Origin of the sequence: Lysinibacillus sp. NPDC093688, assembly GCF_050280145.1 — a bacterium.
Taxonomy (GTDB): domain Bacteria; phylum Bacillota; class Bacilli; order Bacillales_A; family Planococcaceae; genus Lysinibacillus; species Lysinibacillus xylanilyticus_B.
The window spans coordinates 237,188-251,620 of the sequence record NZ_JBNNUX010000001.1; the positions used below are offsets into that span (position 1 = coordinate 237,188).

The following is a 14,433-nucleotide window of genomic DNA, read 5'->3' on the forward strand; positions in this document are numbered from 1 at the left end:
CTATTGGAGCGATACGTGAACATTTTATTGGATAATGCGGTTAGACATACACCTCGCCAAGGGTAGATTTTTGTAGAATGCTATACACAAAGATATTATCCAAATAATACTTTAGCTAAATTAATGTATTTGACTAAATCTAAATTTCTTCTTCGAATAAGATATATTATTCTAAATCGAAAAGAAGGTGGTATAATGTCAAATCAACGAGGTCATAAAGATAGTAATGATGGGTCTAATTCTAAGGAAATACAAAGCGGTATGGAAAGTAAAAATGAAAAAGTAAGGATTATTGTAAAAAAAGATGGAGAAGAAATTAGGACTGATGCTCCTGTATCGGATAAGTTAAAGGTTGTAATTGTTATAAATAATCAGTTCACTAGTGCACCTAATACCACGCAAATTGCAAGTGGGGCAGGAAGAAATAGTGCAGCTGGTAGTAATGCTGCAATAGATTCCTCGAATACCGATCAACAGCAAAGTGTGGGAGCACAAGGGGTAGCTAGAAACAGCGGTATGAAGGGGGAGCAGACTGAACCTCACGAACAGCATGAAGACTGGGATGGTGACGAAGAAATTGTTATCATCATCAATAATCAGATAAATCAGGGTCAAAAACAGTCGTCAGCTACTCAGATAGCAAGCGGAAGCGGTTTAGATAGTACGGGAGGAACTAATTCAGCCATAGGAAGTTCTAATACGAAGCAGCAGCATGCGGTTGGTGGCGGCGGTCGTGCAATAAATAAGGGTGAGAATGGTGATCAAGAGGAAAAGTAACAATTCATTGGAAAAGTTAGAAAGGATTAAAATATAATTATCTACGTAAACTTAAAGAGAATTGATCCCATAGCTTATAGATAGTTAAGAATCAGTTTTTTATTTAATCAGAAGGATAACATCTGGGCCATATCATATTTCTAGTTTTTTAGACTCGGCAGTAAAGTTAACCATTGAAAGAATGGGTAGTAAATATTTATTCGCCTTTTTCATAGAATGAATATTCTATAGTTTTTACCTATAGGAAACGTAAATGCTGTTCTGTTCTATCTCTCTTTTTAGATGATAGTAAAGCAGCGACTAATAGCGAATAGCTGACATGCTTAGGGCCAGAATAATGTATGTGTACATTTGATCGAAAACCTCATTTATTTACGTTACGGTGAACCGTATCATAAGTAAAGGCGGTTTTATTGGTCATGAAATTTATTAATAAATAAAAGAAGAAACAGCTCAACTTAAAATAGTTGGGCTGTTTTGATTTAGAAGGAGGATGTTACTAGATATATTAGTTTAATATTGTAACCTTTAATTGTTTTACTCCAAAATTAATTGCATCTTGTTGAGAAGGGAAAAAGACATCGATTCGATTTCCTTTAATGGCTCCGCCAGTATCCCCTGCGATTGCTTCACCATAGCCTTCTACATAAACTTTACTACCAAGTGGAATGATAGTTGGGTCAACAGAGATGACCTTTGCATTTGGGTTTGTTTTAAGGTTAATTCCAGTAGCTGTAATACCGGAACATCCCTCACATGAAGCCGTATAGGCTGAAGCTTCCACAATAATTTCCTTTGAAGCTGTATTACTTGTTGATGGAGAAGTTGCTTCAGGTGTACTATCTATTGAATTTGTATTACTTGTTGATGGAACAGTTGCTTCAAGTTTACTATCAATTGCATGTGTATTACTCGTTGATGGAGTGGTTGCTTCAGGTTTACTATCCATTGAATTTGTTTTATTTGTTGCTGAAGTTGTAGTTTCCTTTGATTCATGTGCTGCTGGCATAATTGGTTTTTCAGTTACAGCCGTACTAGTTTTTAAACCATCAATGATGGATAGATTTAAACCTGGATGAATGAGGTCACTATGTAATTGGTTCCACTCTTTAATTTGTGAAACGGTTACTTGATGATCTAAGGCTATGTCCCATAATGTATCACCTTGCTTAACTGTATATTGTTGTGCAATGGTAAGGACATCGCCAGGGTGAATAAGGTTAGTAGTAATATGATTCAACGTTTTGATATTTTCTACGGATGTATTATTTGCACGTGATAAATCCCAAAGGGTATCACCTTTTTGTACGGTAATCGTTGCAGCTTGAACATTAGCACTTAAAGTTACCGAGAGCATTGCCACTGGTACAATTGAAATAATTTTTTTAAGCATTCATTTATCCTCCATGTTCGTTCTTGGTTGTTAATTTAAAATAATCGTAACATAGATTTTTCTGAGAAAAAGAACAAGGAGGTGTTAATTTGATTACGTCCATGGCATTTATATTGCAATAATATTGCTAATATTAAATGATACTATTTCCTTGATGAAGATAACTATTATCTAAAGAATGTTCTTCGATTTAATGCAAAAATGGAGAGGTTGAATTTATTTGGTTAACTGATTCGTTAAGGGCTAAATGTGATAATGTATATACATTAAATAAATTTAATAAATGAGGGATAATCATGTCAGTTGTGAACCTGTTAGCTTCTCAACTAAGTCGAAACGATGAAGAGCCAAATATTGAGCTGGCACAAAAATTAGTTTATGAAGAAAATTATACGGGCATAGAAGAAATAATTGAAAACCTAAAAAGCAAAGATAAAAAGATTCAATACGATTGTATTAAAGTAGCGTACGAAATTGGGCAAGTTAAACCAGAACTCATAAGTAAGTATGTCCTGACTTTTATAGAGTTGCTAAAAAGCCGTAATAATCGTTTGGTCTGGGGCGGAATGACGGCATTAGCAACGATTGCCGAGGGAGCATCAGAAACCATTATGGCTCATCTTAATATATTAAAAAGTGCTATGAAAGTTGGTTCAGTTATTACAATTGATAAAGGTTTCCTAACCCTTGCGAAGCTAGCAGCTGTCAGTAAGGGAAACAATGATGTGATTTTTCCAATATTACTCCATCACCTTGAGAACTGCAGACCAAAGGAAATTCCTCAGCACTCGGAAAGTACGCTTTTAGCCGTAACAGATGAAAATAAAGAGGAATTATTGAAAGTGTTACGAAAAAGAGAGAAATACCTAACAGCACCACAATTAAAAAGAGTCAAAAAGATTTATAAAACATTAGAAGCTTAATAAAAGTAAATTTCAAGGTAATAGTAAAAATTCCTAGAGTTGTGCCATGCCATTAAAGTAAATTTTAGCATCAGCGATGTTATTAGGAATTATTGAATAATGTTCATAAAATAAAAACCGCACTTGACCGCGTTACGGAGAACCATATCATAAGTAAGTGCGGTTTTTTTACATAAGTCATAAAGAACATTAATTATTAATGTTCTTTATGACTCATTTCATTTTTTTGTTAAGAAGGTTAGCTTGAAATTTAACTAAGTAACTTCATATAGAAGGGTAAGTTATTTTACGCCTACGTTTGTGGATTTAAATTAAGATATAGAGAGAATTTGTTTAAAAAAGAAGAATTTTATTAATTGGTATAAAAACATAATAAAAGGAGGTATTCCTAAATTTAATGTTAGGATACCTCCGTTGGCTTTTTATAAGTGCTTAACTTTACTTTTCTACCTGTCGATATTCCGTATATTCGCCTTCATATTCGGCAAGGCCTAAATGATTGCAAGAGCCGTACATATTTTCAACATGGATTTCATCATAATATTTAACTAAATCAAATGAGCAGCCATTTAACTCATATGATGCCACATCATCAGAAAATAGCTGTGCGTCACGTGTTGTATAGTTAAAATGCCATGGCATTTGGTAGCCAAATAAATTTCCATTTGTAGGGTCATAGCGATAGCCATTAACAGATGTAAATGTAATTTTTGTCGGTGTCACTTTATCAATACGAAGTGATGTTATTACACCTGATCCTGTAAAGCCTGAATTATAGTAATAGCCTAACCAATGTGAGCGCTCTACTTGCGAAGATCCTTCTGCATAAATTGATACATCATGTGAATCTTGATCCCAAGAAACTGTCGCTCCTAATGCTTCACTAATAAAGCGTAATGGCACTAATGTTGTCCCTGATTTTATAATCGGTGCTACTGACACAGCTAATGGGTTGCCGTTAATTTTAGCTTTTTTTGAACCAACCATTAGCCAAACCGTTTTCGTGCTATTTTTCGCTGTAATCGTTTTATCTTTCGCATTCCAGTTCACTGTTGCACCTAATGTTTCAAATACACCTCGCAGTGGTACTAGCGTTACGCCATTTTGAATAATTGCATCACTGTGATAGCTTTGTGTTTGTCCGTTTTGCTACGAAAGATTTAGGTTGGACACTATTGTAGATTATGGAATGAATTATCATTATTTTATTTCAATCAATCTAGTAATCTGGGATATCAATTTGAAAAAGGTCAAATTGTTATTTGTAGAGTTAAAGGATGAAATAATAGAAAAAAAGGTAGCTGACGATATTCATCAGCTACCAATCTTATTTTTCAAGCTTTGTTAATGTTTTACCGCTCCAACCAAAGATGATTGTCAAAATTGGACTGAGTAGACAGAAGAAGGTAAATGGCAGGTAAGATGTTGTTGGTATATCTAGTACACTAGCAATGAAAATACCACAAACACTCCACGGAACAAGAGGATTGACTACAGTACCAGCGTCCTCCATAACACGGGATAAATTTTTTGGGGCAAGTCCTACCTTCTCAAATTGTGCTTTAAATGCTTCACCAGTTAGTAGGATGGATAAATATTGCTCACCAATTAATGTGTTTACACCAATCCCCGTAATGGCTGCACCTGTAATAACAGAGCCAGCACTTTTAAATAAGCTCTCCACCTTCGCTAAAATACTTTGAATAATGCCGAGCGTAAATAATAGTCCGCCCATTGTTAATGCTAATAAGACTAAGGCAATTGTAAAGAGCATACTGTTCATACCACCGCGAGACAGTAATGCATCTACACCTTTATTACCCGTACTAGATACATAGCCTTCAAAAAGGATTTTAAAGACATTTGATAGGGCAATCGGTTCTTGTATGTAGGCAAGTCCAACGCCAATAATTGAGACGACTGCAAGTGTAATAAGTGCAGGCGCTTTATAAAAAGTCATAATAACAAGAACAACAATTGGCAATAATGTATACCAATGAATAAGTCCAGTTGACAGTAATCCCTCTTTAAATTGCTCAACCGTTTCAAATGAAGCATTTCCACCTGTTGGCGATATTATTGCATAAAGGACGAATGAGATCACGAAAGCTGGAATCGTTGTCCAACCCATATTTTTAATATGCTCGAACAGATCTACACCTACTGTACCAGATGCAAGATTTGTTGTATCCGAAAGGGGAGACATTTTATCTCCAAAGAAAGCTCCAGAAACAATTGCACCAGCCGTAATAGCTAAAGAAATGTCCATTGCACCGGCGATCCCCATAAAGGCAACGCCCACAGTCGCAACAGTAGTTAAAGAACTACCAACTGAAACACCGACGATACTACAAATCAAAAATACGATGGCAAAGAAAAAGCTTGGTGAAACTGTTAAAAAACCGTAGTAGATGAGTGTTGGAATTGTGCCACCCATAATCCAGCTTGAAATTAAAATACCAATAAAGAAGAAAATAAAAACTGCCCCAAGGCCAGCACTTGCACCAGCAACCATCCCAGCTTCAAGCTCACGAAAAGGAACTTTTTTAAGTAATCCATAAGCTATTAAAAGTGAAATGACAAGAAAAATAGGTATATGGGGTGTCGCTTTTAAAAACCCAATACTGAATGCCATCGTGGTAATAATTAAAAATATAATAAAGGTTGCCTCGATAAATCGAGGGTTACTCTTTGCTTCAATTCGAAACATGCTAATCCTCCTAACAGTTACTTCTCCGCTTCAATGCGGTGAAGCCCAAAAGTATTATAGCACGCTAATAAATTTTGTCAATCGATTGATAAATATTGTCAATTAAATAGGTGGTATTTTCCTTAATGGATACTAAAATAATCCCATGCATTTTTGACAATTAATGTACAAGTCATGATGATAAAAATAATACGCATCATTTTTGTCCCACGTTTCAACGCAAATTTTGAACCCAATATGGCACCGAAAATCATGACAAAGCCCATCGGTAGGCCGTATAAAAAATTAACTTTTCCTAATAGTAAAAACATAGCCAGTGCAGCTAAGTTCGATGTGAAATTAAAGGCTTTAGCATTACCAGCTGCCTGCAAGAAATCATTACCCATCATTAATAAGATGAAAATAAAAAAAGAACCAGTGCCAGGTCCGAAGAAACCATCGTAAAAGCCAACAGCTGCAAAAGCGCCAACAAAGATGATTTTCTTCCTAGTACTTAATATCCGTTCTTCAGGTTGCTGTCCCCAATCTTTCTTAAAAACCGTATAAGTGGTAACAAGGACGAGCATAACAAGCATTAGAGGCTTTAAAATTGCTGGTGATACAAGATGCACAGTATAGGCACCAATGAACGAACCAATAAAAATAAAGGGTATTATGTTTCGATTCTTTTTTACATCGACCTTGCCAGCTCGTAAAAAAGTTAACATGCTAGTCCCGTTGCTAATTGTATTTGCGAGTTTGTTTGTGGCAATCGCTGTACTTGGCGGTAAACCAACCGCCAAAAGCGCAGGCAATGAAATTAATCCTCCGCCACCGACAATCGCATTTAAAAAGGATGCGATAAAGCCCAGTATTAAAAGTATGACAAGTGATAGTAAATCGATGTCCATATGTATGATACTCACAACCTTCTTTAACGCATATTGTGTAAGTTACACTTTTCTTATAACAGTACTGCGAATTGTAATAAATGACAATGTAACTTTTCTTTTTAACTTCTTTCAGCGAGTATCCAAACACCCGCTGAAATAGAGGAACTCAGTCTAGGAACGCCACGTCCTGTGGCAATTTAACTGTGCGAAAGCGAAGCGACAGCAACACGGTTTTAACTGTGCGAAAGCGAAGCGACAGCAACAACACACGACTGAGTGACCAACATCACGTTGGCCCAAAGCCTCCGGCGGATGTCACGGAATCGGTAAGGAGTTCAATATAGGATGTTAGCCTAACATCATCGCATCCATGCGATAACGGCTAACTGACCTGCGTCGTGTAGGCCTAAGCACAAAGCCGATTCCAGACGCAATTATGCCGAGGCATAATTGATTGTAAATATCGTTTACAATTCCTTAACATTTATAAAGATGAAAAAAATAGAAAGAAAAAAAGTTTTTCAAGTATTTTTATAAAAATAAAAGAAAAAATGGTTATATTTAAAGAAAAATCGATAATTTTTGTTATTGAGTTTCCAACGTTTTCAACTTGGAAAAGTACCTAGAAATAATTGTGGCAAATTATATATTACATTTTTGTAAATTCAACTCGTTTTTGTTTAAAAATCTGTAGAAATATGTGAAAGTTTTGTTATGATGATTGCAGAAATCGACAATATTCATTCAACAGGAGGAACACAATGTTCAACTCAAACAAGCAAGATCCATTTTTTAAGGCATTGTTAAACATTTCTAAAAACGTTAAAGAAGGTATTTATTACGCTCATAACGCACGTATTGAAAATATAGATTCACTAAAAGAAATCGCAGACACAATGAAGCGATATGAAACAAGTGGAGATAAATTGATTCACGAGCTTATCGTCATGCTAAATAAATCATTTATGACACCGATCGAGCGTGAGGATATTTTAGCACTTGCTAATAAATTGGATGATGTCATTGATGGTATGGAAGGCTGTATTGCTCATTTTGACATGTATAATTTAACAGAAGTTACAGACCCGATGCGTCAATTCTTAACATATATTGCGAAAAGTACAGACGAAATGGTCCAAGCCATGGAGCTATTAAATAGTAGAAAGCTTGTTGAAATGCGTAAACATGCTATTCAAATTAAGGACTATGAGCGTGAATGTGATGAAATTTTCCGCTCTTCAATGAAGCAATTATTTATTCAAGAAAAAGATCCGATGCGCATCATGGTCTTCAAGAGTATATACGAACAATTTGAAGACACTGCAGACTACTGTCAAACAGTAGCAAATACAATTGAAACAATAATTATGCGTAACGCGTAAGATGGAGAGTACGAAATGGATACGATATTACTGTTAACAATATTAGTCGTTATATTCGCGCTTGTGTTCGATTTTATTAACGGCTTCCATGATACAGCCAACGCGATCGCAACTTCTGTATCAACAAGGGCATTGAAGCCACGTACAGCAATCTATATGGCTGCAATTATGAACTTCATCGGAGCTATAACATTCGTTGGGGTAGCAAAAGCATTAACAAAGGATATTGTTGACCCGTTCAGCTTAAATGCTTTTACTGGAGATACTACAGGTTCTGTCGTTATTTTAGCGGCATTATTATCAGCGATTACATGGAATTTAGTAACATGGTACTTTGGAATTCCATCTAGTTCATCGCATACATTGATCGGTTCTGTGGCAGGTGCTGCAATTGCAGCAGCAGGCTTTAATGTATTGAACTATAGTGGCTTTATAAAAATCCTTCAGGCGCTTATTTTCTCACCACTACTTGCGTTTGCAGCTGGTTTCTTAATGATGTCTTTATTTAAAGTACTATTTAAGGATATGAATTTATATCGAACGAATAAAGGCTTCCGGACAATGCAAATTGGTACAGCAGCTTTACAATCATTTACTCACGGTACAAACGATGCGCAAAAGGCGATGGGGATTATTACGCTCGCGTTAATTGCAGGAGGCCTGCATCACACAGACGATATTCCTTTCTGGGTACGTTTTGCAGCAGCATGTGCGATGGGTCTTGGTACATCGGTAGGTGGTTATAAAATCATCAAAACAGTTGGCGGTAAGATTATGAAAATTCGTCCAGTCAATGGTGTTGCAGCTGACCTTGCTTCTGCATCCATCATTTTCGGTGCGACATTAATTCACTTACCAGTATCTACTACACATGTTATTTCTTCATCTATTATGGGTGTAGGTACAGCACATCGAGTAAGAGGTGTTAAATGGGGAATGGCGCGAAAAATTGTGACAACATGGGTAATCACAATGCCAATTTCCGCAGTCATGGCTGCAGCTATTTACTTTATCTTAAGTTTATTGTTCTAACATAATGAGGGAATGCACAAATTGCGTGCATTCCTTTTTTTTTGATTCGTCGAATAGGTTCGATGGATTGAAGTGGCGAAGTGACGGAAAGTCCAGGTAGAGAGACGGGAAGAAAAGGCGAAGCGACGGAAAGCCAGCCCAGAGCGACGGAAAGAAGAGGCAAAGCGACAGAAGGGCCGACTGGAACGACGGAAAGAAATGCAGGTGACGGAAAGGACTCCCTAGAGCGACGGAAACAAATGTAAGAGACGAATTGCTGATATAAAAACGAGAAGTGACGGATAGCCAGATCTATGGTAATTATAAAGAAAGTATAAAGTTCAGAAAAAATGTCTTTTTACATAGTAAGGTTAGTACAGGAGGAAAACAGATGAAAGAAAAGCTATTACTGATTGAGGATGATACGGCGATTGGACGTATTGTGAAGGATACGCTTGAGCAAGAGGGTTACCAAATTACTTGGGCAACAACAGGACTCGAAGGGCTAGCTGATTTTCAAGCAGATTCTTTTGATTTAGTGTTAGTCGATTGGATGTTACCTGAGATGGATGGTCTTACTGTTTGCCAAAATATTCGTTGGGAAAGTGATGTTCCTATTTTAATGATGAGTGCGCGTAAAGAAGAGGCAGATAAGGTTGAGGGCTTGCAGGGCGCTGATGATTATATTGCGAAACCGTTTAGCTTAGAGGAGTTAAAAGCACGTGTAGCCTCACACTTACGTCGCTGGAAACGTTATACGAAAAAAGAAATAACAGAAGATGTAACATCCTTTGCACACGGCTTAAAAATTGATTGGCAAAAGGAAACAGCGCGTCTTGATGATAAAGAGCTTGCCTTAACACAGAAGGAATTCGCTCTGTTAAAACTACTTGCGAAAAACCCAAACCAAACTTTTTCAAAAGAAGAGTTATATCAGCATATTTGGCAACAGGCGAGCATTTTTGAAACACCTACTGTCACAGTACATATAAAGGCGCTACGAGAAAAGTTAAAGGATCCAGTCAAAACCCCGTATTATATACAAACAGTTTGGGGCAAGGGCTACCGGTTTATTGGTGAACCGCTATGAAAATTAAAACTTGGTTACTCATCACTTTTTTCATTGTGATGGTGTTACCGATAACAGGTGCTTATAGCCTTTATGTGTGGATTAATGCCTATTATCAAGATAAAAACGTTGCTGAGTATTTCGAAAAATTAACAGAGCTCAATCAAGTAAAATCTGTTCTCGAAAATCCTATGTATTATACAAAAAAAGCGGATATAAAAGATGTTGAAACACTAACGAATGATCATCTTGCAATTACACTTTACTTGAAATCAGGCTTAATTTTGTATTCATCAAATCCATTGAAATCAGGGTTTGATACTAAAGATAGTATTTTTAAAGGTTTATATGAGCTAAAGCAAAATTACAATGCCTTCACTTATAAAGAACCTGTTTATCAAGATGGAGAATTGCTTGGGGTTTATGAGATTCAATTAGTTAGGACGGATTGGGTAAAAGGAGTAGAAAGTCGTTCATGGCTTGTAATAGCTAGCTCTATATTGTTATTTCTCCTTATTTATTTTGCAGTTATGATGCTGCTTAACCGTAAATTAAATCGACCGTTACATGAACTGATGCGGCAAATGCGTGCTTTTGCAAAGGGGGAGCATGGGGAATCAAATTTAGTGGCAAGAAAAGATGAAATTGGGGAACTTGCTCAAACCTTTCTCGCCATGCAGGACGAAATTGAAACTGCGCGTACTCACTTAAAAGCTGAACAACAGCAAAAGGAGTTAATGATTGCAAGTATTTCCCATGATTTAAAAACACCTCTTACAGCTATTCAAGCATATGCTGAATCTTTACAAAGCAAGGCGTTATCAGAAGAACAGCAAGTCGAGTATCGACAGATTATTTTAACAAAGTCTGAAACGATGAAGCATATGTTAGAGGATTTACTAATGTACACTTTACTGCAATCGACAAGCTATCATTTAGAACTTGTAGCAGTAGATGGGGCGGAGTTTTTTGAAATGGCGCTGTCTGATTATGAGCAGTTATGCAAGGATCAAGGGTTTATGCTTGAAGTTACTTGTGATATAGAGGGAATGTATGCAGTGCATCCGAAGCAGCTTCAAAGGGTGATCGACAATTTAATGAGTAATGCTTGGCGCTATGGAGAGGTAGGTACAACGATAGGTTTAGCAGCCGTGAATGCTGGAGAGTGTCCGGTATGGAGCTTTGATTTTGTACGGCCAGCTCTAAAAAAGCAAGAGGGTATGTATATAATCTTGCAAAATAGCGGGCAAGGTGTAAAAAAAGAGGATATTGAGAAGTTATTTGAGCCCATGTACCAAGCAGATTCAGCACGAACAAAGGCTGGGGAGCGAGGCACTGGACTAGGGTTAAATATAGCAAAACAAATAATAGAAAAGCATGGTGGGACAGTAGAGCTTGTATCGAAAGAAGGCTATGGAACAGCTGTACTGGGCTGGTTGCCACCAATTAAAGGAGAGAATTGATCATGAATTGGAAAAAATCATTACGAGCAGCGGGTTTAGTTGCCGCATTAACATTTAGCTTAGTGGGTTGTAGCACGGAGGGATCCTATTCACCACAAGAAATTATCGATCAAGCATTACAGGAAACGAAAGAACCACTTACTTATTATGCTGAATACAAGATGGATATGGATGATGTTGGTGGAAAGGCTCAAGTCAAAGAGTGGGTTAAAGATGATAAACGACGTATTGAGATAACAGCTGACAATGGTGAGCATATCATCACAGTCAACAATGGTTCACAGATTATTATGTATGATGTTGTAAAAAACACTGTTCATAAAATGGATATTGGCAAAGATAGTTTAGGTGCATTCCCATCGCCAAGAGATCAGGCAGAATCACTATTTAATTTAGTAAAGGATACACATGATGTGAAAATTTCAGGGGAGGAGAAGATTGCTGGAAGAGATACGTATAAAATCGTGGCGAAAGCGAAAAAAGATGATACATTAATAGGTGATATGGAAGTATGGGTTGATAAAAAAACATGGGTAACGTTAAAAACAGTAACGAATAGTGCTGGAAATAAAATGACGTCAGAGTATACTAAAATGGATGAAAACGCCAAAATCGACGATGCACAATTTACAATAGATGTCCCAAAGGATGCAAAAGTAGAAGAAATTACTGTACCTGAACCTGAGTCAGTAACACTGGAAACAGTGAAAGAACAGCTTGGCGAATTTTTAATGGTGCCAGCAGAGAATGGACTAACTTTGGAGGATATTTCATTAGAGAAAATGCAAGAAGACCATTCAGTGTATACCTTTAATTATTTAAAGGATGATCAGCAAGATATTTTAGTTACAGTTTCAAAAGCTAATAGTAATGATACTAAGGATGAGACTTTCACAGGCATAAAAGAAATGGACATCCGAGGTCAAAAAGGAACTTTTATGGATGAGAAAAAATTCCGTTATATTAGTTGGCAGGAAAATGGCTATCAATATAGCATTATGAATAATAACCCTGAGCGAACAATTGAAGACCTCGCAGCCTATGCAAAACAAATGACCATCGTTAAATGAGGTGAATTGTAATGAAAAGAAATGAATGTATCAAATGTCTTGCATTGTTTTTATTTAGCACAGTTTTTTTATACGGTGTAGGTGAAACATACGGTGTTCCGTGGCTGCAATTTCATTTCTTAGGACAATACAGTGATGAAGGTTTTTATTTCATTTTTAGCTCTTTAATCCCTATACTTGGTGGCATACTAATTGTTGCGCTATATGAAACGAAAATTAAGCGACTCATCTAATATGAGGAAAATCCACTATGAAAAAGAGTGGATTTTCTTTTTTTATCTTGATTTATCTACAAGTACAAATGCTATAATATGTAAAAACTTCTAGGGGGACTGGAATGGAACGAGTGATTGTAGAAACAAACTATTTTACTTTGCATACTTTATGTGATGGCGTATATGCAGCCATTGCTAAACCAGGTCAAGGTGCTTGGGGTAATGCGGGAATCATTGATTTAGGTGACGAACTTCTTGTTTTTGATTCGCTAAGTACGCCTTCAGCAGGGGAAGAGTTAAGACGCCAAACAGAAAGTTTAACGGGTAAGAAAGTAAAGTATGTGATGAACAGTCACTATCACGGGGATCACGTTTTTGGGAATCAAATATTTTCAGATACAACAATTATTTCTACATATGTAACGGAGAAATTGTGCAAAGAAAAGAATAAAATTGAAGACTACGAGAAGGAAAAGCAGGACATGAAACATTACCTGCTTCAGCTAAAAAATCAAATCGATTCAACAGAGGACACCGTTATAAAAGGGAGTTTAATCAACCAATATCAGGAAATGTCGAAGGTATTGGATGATTTATCTCGATTACAGATTGTGTTACCATCCATGTTGTTTGAAGAAAGATTGACCATCACTGGTTCCGATAGAACTGTGGAATTTTACTGTTTAGGCGGGGGACATTCACCGAGTGATACATTGATGTACTTACCTAAAGAAAAAATAGCTTTTATGGGGGATTTAGCGACAGAAGATTTACACGTACCGATCTATAATCCTGAAGAATTTTTGATCATATTAAAGCGAGTTAAACAAATCGATATAAATATAATTGTTCCTGGTCATGGTAATGTTGCAGATTTGACTTTATGCGATACGTTAATTGATTATTTATCTTTCATGATTCAACGCGCAAAAGATGCCCTTCAAAGAAAGTTGTCACTGGAAGATTTTATTTCTGAATTTGATTTACCTAAAAAGTATAGGGAGTGGAAGGGAGTAAACGGTATTAAAGCGAACCTTACAACGATATACACATACCTTCAAAAAAGCTAAAAATCCCGTTAATCAATTATGCCTCGGCATAATTGCGTCCGGAATCGGCTTTGTACTGCACAAAGAACTCCTTTCCGATTCCGTGACACCCGCTGATAGAAATTAAAAGTGGATTTTTTAGCGTTGATGAAATACGGACAATAAAATCTGATTAATAATGATTAGTATGGCAAATGTAGTAGCTAATTGTGTTTTTCCTGCAGCATACAGAGCTATGACTGCTAGAGAGAATATCACGAACTCAAACATAAAATGCCAAATCCCATTCAATGGAAATGTTGCTTTGGGTGAACCAAACATACTCCAAAGAACTACGAACAAAGCGGGTGCTCCAATTCCAAGTAAAAGCTTAAAGAACATGCCTTTCCCAGTTTGTATACCCCAATATCCAAAAGCCATTAACACGCAAATTTCTAATAGAAAGCGAAGAACTATATTCAACACCATATGATCCCTCCGAAAAGTCGGTTTTTGAAAT

Annotated in this window: 13 protein-coding genes and 1 pseudogene; 9 read left to right on the top strand and 5 right to left on the bottom strand. The window is 36.6% G+C overall.

Annotation, left to right across the window (positions count from 1 at the left end):
- Positions 1 to 261: 261 nt before the first annotated feature.
- Complete coding sequence (locus ACQKN2_RS01095; RefSeq protein ID WP_049663462.1) at positions 262 to 777, top strand: hypothetical protein; 516 nt, start codon at positions 262 to 264, stop codon at positions 775 to 777.
- A 508-nt stretch (positions 778 to 1,285) separates the two neighbouring features.
- On the opposite strand, the gene ACQKN2_RS01100 is transcribed toward ACQKN2_RS01095, so the two are convergent.
- Complete coding sequence (locus ACQKN2_RS01100; protein WP_427413276.1) at positions 1,286 to 2,170, bottom strand: LysM peptidoglycan-binding domain-containing protein; 885 nt, start codon at positions 2,168 to 2,170, stop codon at positions 1,286 to 1,288.
- Positions 2,171 to 2,466: 296 nt separating this feature from the next.
- On the opposite strand from ACQKN2_RS01100, the gene ACQKN2_RS01105 reads away from it, so the two are divergent.
- Positions 2,467 to 3,093: a hypothetical protein gene (locus ACQKN2_RS01105; RefSeq protein WP_427413277.1), complete on the top strand. Its 627-nt coding sequence runs from the start codon at positions 2,467 to 2,469 to the stop codon at positions 3,091 to 3,093.
- A 438-nt stretch (positions 3,094 to 3,531) separates the two neighbouring features.
- Here the strand turns inward: ACQKN2_RS01105 and ACQKN2_RS01110 are convergent.
- The 3 genes and pseudogenes from ACQKN2_RS01110 to ACQKN2_RS01120 all read right to left on the bottom strand — a co-directional run.
- Positions 3,532 to 4,227 (bottom strand): annotated as a pseudogene (locus ACQKN2_RS01110) (copper amine oxidase N-terminal domain-containing protein); the annotation flags it as partial.
- 193 nt (positions 4,228 to 4,420) lie between these two features.
- Positions 4,421 to 5,803, bottom strand: coding sequence for a Na+/H+ antiporter NhaC (gene nhaC, locus ACQKN2_RS01115; protein ID WP_427413278.1), 1,383 nt, complete (start codon positions 5,801 to 5,803; stop codon positions 4,421 to 4,423).
- Between the two features lie 122 nt (positions 5,804 to 5,925).
- Entirely contained in the window at positions 5,926 to 6,693 is a 768-nt protein-coding gene (locus ACQKN2_RS01120; protein ID WP_427413499.1) for a sulfite exporter TauE/SafE family protein, read from the bottom strand.
- A 743-nt stretch (positions 6,694 to 7,436) separates the two neighbouring features.
- Here ACQKN2_RS01120 and ACQKN2_RS01125 point away from each other — a divergent pair.
- From ACQKN2_RS01125 to ACQKN2_RS01155, 7 genes are all read left to right on the top strand, one after another.
- Positions 7,437 to 8,057, top strand: a complete 621-nt coding sequence (locus ACQKN2_RS01125; RefSeq protein WP_427413279.1) for a DUF47 domain-containing protein — start codon at positions 7,437 to 7,439, stop codon at positions 8,055 to 8,057.
- Positions 8,058 to 8,072: 15 nt separating this feature from the next.
- Complete coding sequence (locus tag ACQKN2_RS01130) at positions 8,073 to 9,089, top strand: inorganic phosphate transporter (protein WP_427413280.1); 1,017 nt, start codon at positions 8,073 to 8,075, stop codon at positions 9,087 to 9,089.
- Positions 9,090 to 9,459: 370 nt separating this feature from the next.
- The gene (locus ACQKN2_RS01135; RefSeq protein ID WP_427413281.1) at positions 9,460 to 10,158 is read left to right on the top strand and encodes a response regulator transcription factor; all 699 of its coding nucleotides are present in this window, start codon (positions 9,460 to 9,462) and stop codon (positions 10,156 to 10,158) included.
- On the top strand, positions 10,155 to 11,600 hold the full coding sequence (locus ACQKN2_RS01140) for a HAMP domain-containing sensor histidine kinase (protein WP_427413282.1): 1,446 nt from the start codon (positions 10,155 to 10,157) through the stop codon (positions 11,598 to 11,600). Before ACQKN2_RS01135 ends, ACQKN2_RS01140 begins: the two co-directional genes overlap by 4 nt.
- 2 nt (positions 11,601 to 11,602) lie before the next feature.
- On the top strand, positions 11,603 to 12,670 hold the full coding sequence (locus tag ACQKN2_RS01145; RefSeq protein ID WP_427413283.1) for a DUF4367 domain-containing protein: 1,068 nt from the start codon (positions 11,603 to 11,605) through the stop codon (positions 12,668 to 12,670).
- An 11-nt stretch (positions 12,671 to 12,681) separates the two neighbouring features.
- A complete protein-coding gene (locus tag ACQKN2_RS01150; protein WP_427413284.1) occupies positions 12,682 to 12,903 on the top strand; it encodes a hypothetical protein in 222 nt (73 codons plus the stop codon).
- A 104-nt stretch (positions 12,904 to 13,007) separates the two neighbouring features.
- Positions 13,008 to 13,955, top strand: a complete 948-nt coding sequence (locus ACQKN2_RS01155) for an MBL fold metallo-hydrolase (protein WP_427413285.1) — start codon at positions 13,008 to 13,010, stop codon at positions 13,953 to 13,955.
- Positions 13,956 to 14,072: 117 nt separating this feature from the next.
- On the opposite strand, the gene ACQKN2_RS01160 is transcribed toward ACQKN2_RS01155, so the two are convergent.
- Positions 14,073 to 14,402, bottom strand: a complete 330-nt coding sequence (locus ACQKN2_RS01160) for a YrdB family protein (RefSeq protein ID WP_427413286.1) — start codon at positions 14,400 to 14,402, stop codon at positions 14,073 to 14,075.
- Between the last annotated feature and the right edge of the window lie 31 nt (positions 14,403 to 14,433).

What these genes read in the sequence shown, in the direction of transcription:
- ACQKN2_RS01095 (WP_049663462.1), top strand. Translation starts at nt 262, where the DNA reads ATGGAAAGTAAAAATGAAAAAGTAAGGATTATTGTAAAAAAAGATGGA.
- ACQKN2_RS01100 (WP_427413276.1), bottom strand. Translation starts at nt 2,170, where the DNA reads ATGCTTAAAAAAATTATTTCAATTGTACCAGTGGCAATGCTCTCGGTA.
- ACQKN2_RS01105 (WP_427413277.1), top strand. Translation starts at nt 2,467, where the DNA reads ATGTCAGTTGTGAACCTGTTAGCTTCTCAACTAAGTCGAAACGATGAA.
- nhaC (WP_427413278.1), bottom strand. Translation starts at nt 5,803, where the DNA reads ATGTTTCGAATTGAAGCAAAGAGTAACCCTCGATTTATCGAGGCAACC.
- ACQKN2_RS01120 (WP_427413499.1), bottom strand. Translation starts at nt 6,693, where the DNA reads ATGGACATCGATTTACTATCACTTGTCATACTTTTAATACTGGGCTTT.
- ACQKN2_RS01125 (WP_427413279.1), top strand. Translation starts at nt 7,437, where the DNA reads ATGTTCAACTCAAACAAGCAAGATCCATTTTTTAAGGCATTGTTAAAC.
- ACQKN2_RS01130 (WP_427413280.1), top strand. Translation starts at nt 8,073, where the DNA reads ATGGATACGATATTACTGTTAACAATATTAGTCGTTATATTCGCGCTT.
- ACQKN2_RS01135 (WP_427413281.1), top strand. Translation starts at nt 9,460, where the DNA reads ATGAAAGAAAAGCTATTACTGATTGAGGATGATACGGCGATTGGACGT.
- ACQKN2_RS01140 (WP_427413282.1), top strand. Translation starts at nt 10,155, where the DNA reads ATGAAAATTAAAACTTGGTTACTCATCACTTTTTTCATTGTGATGGTG.
- ACQKN2_RS01145 (WP_427413283.1), top strand. Translation starts at nt 11,603, where the DNA reads ATGAATTGGAAAAAATCATTACGAGCAGCGGGTTTAGTTGCCGCATTA.
- ACQKN2_RS01150 (WP_427413284.1), top strand. Translation starts at nt 12,682, where the DNA reads ATGAAAAGAAATGAATGTATCAAATGTCTTGCATTGTTTTTATTTAGC.
- ACQKN2_RS01155 (WP_427413285.1), top strand. Translation starts at nt 13,008, where the DNA reads ATGGAACGAGTGATTGTAGAAACAAACTATTTTACTTTGCATACTTTA.
- ACQKN2_RS01160 (WP_427413286.1), bottom strand. Translation starts at nt 14,402, where the DNA reads ATGGTGTTGAATATAGTTCTTCGCTTTCTATTAGAAATTTGCGTGTTA.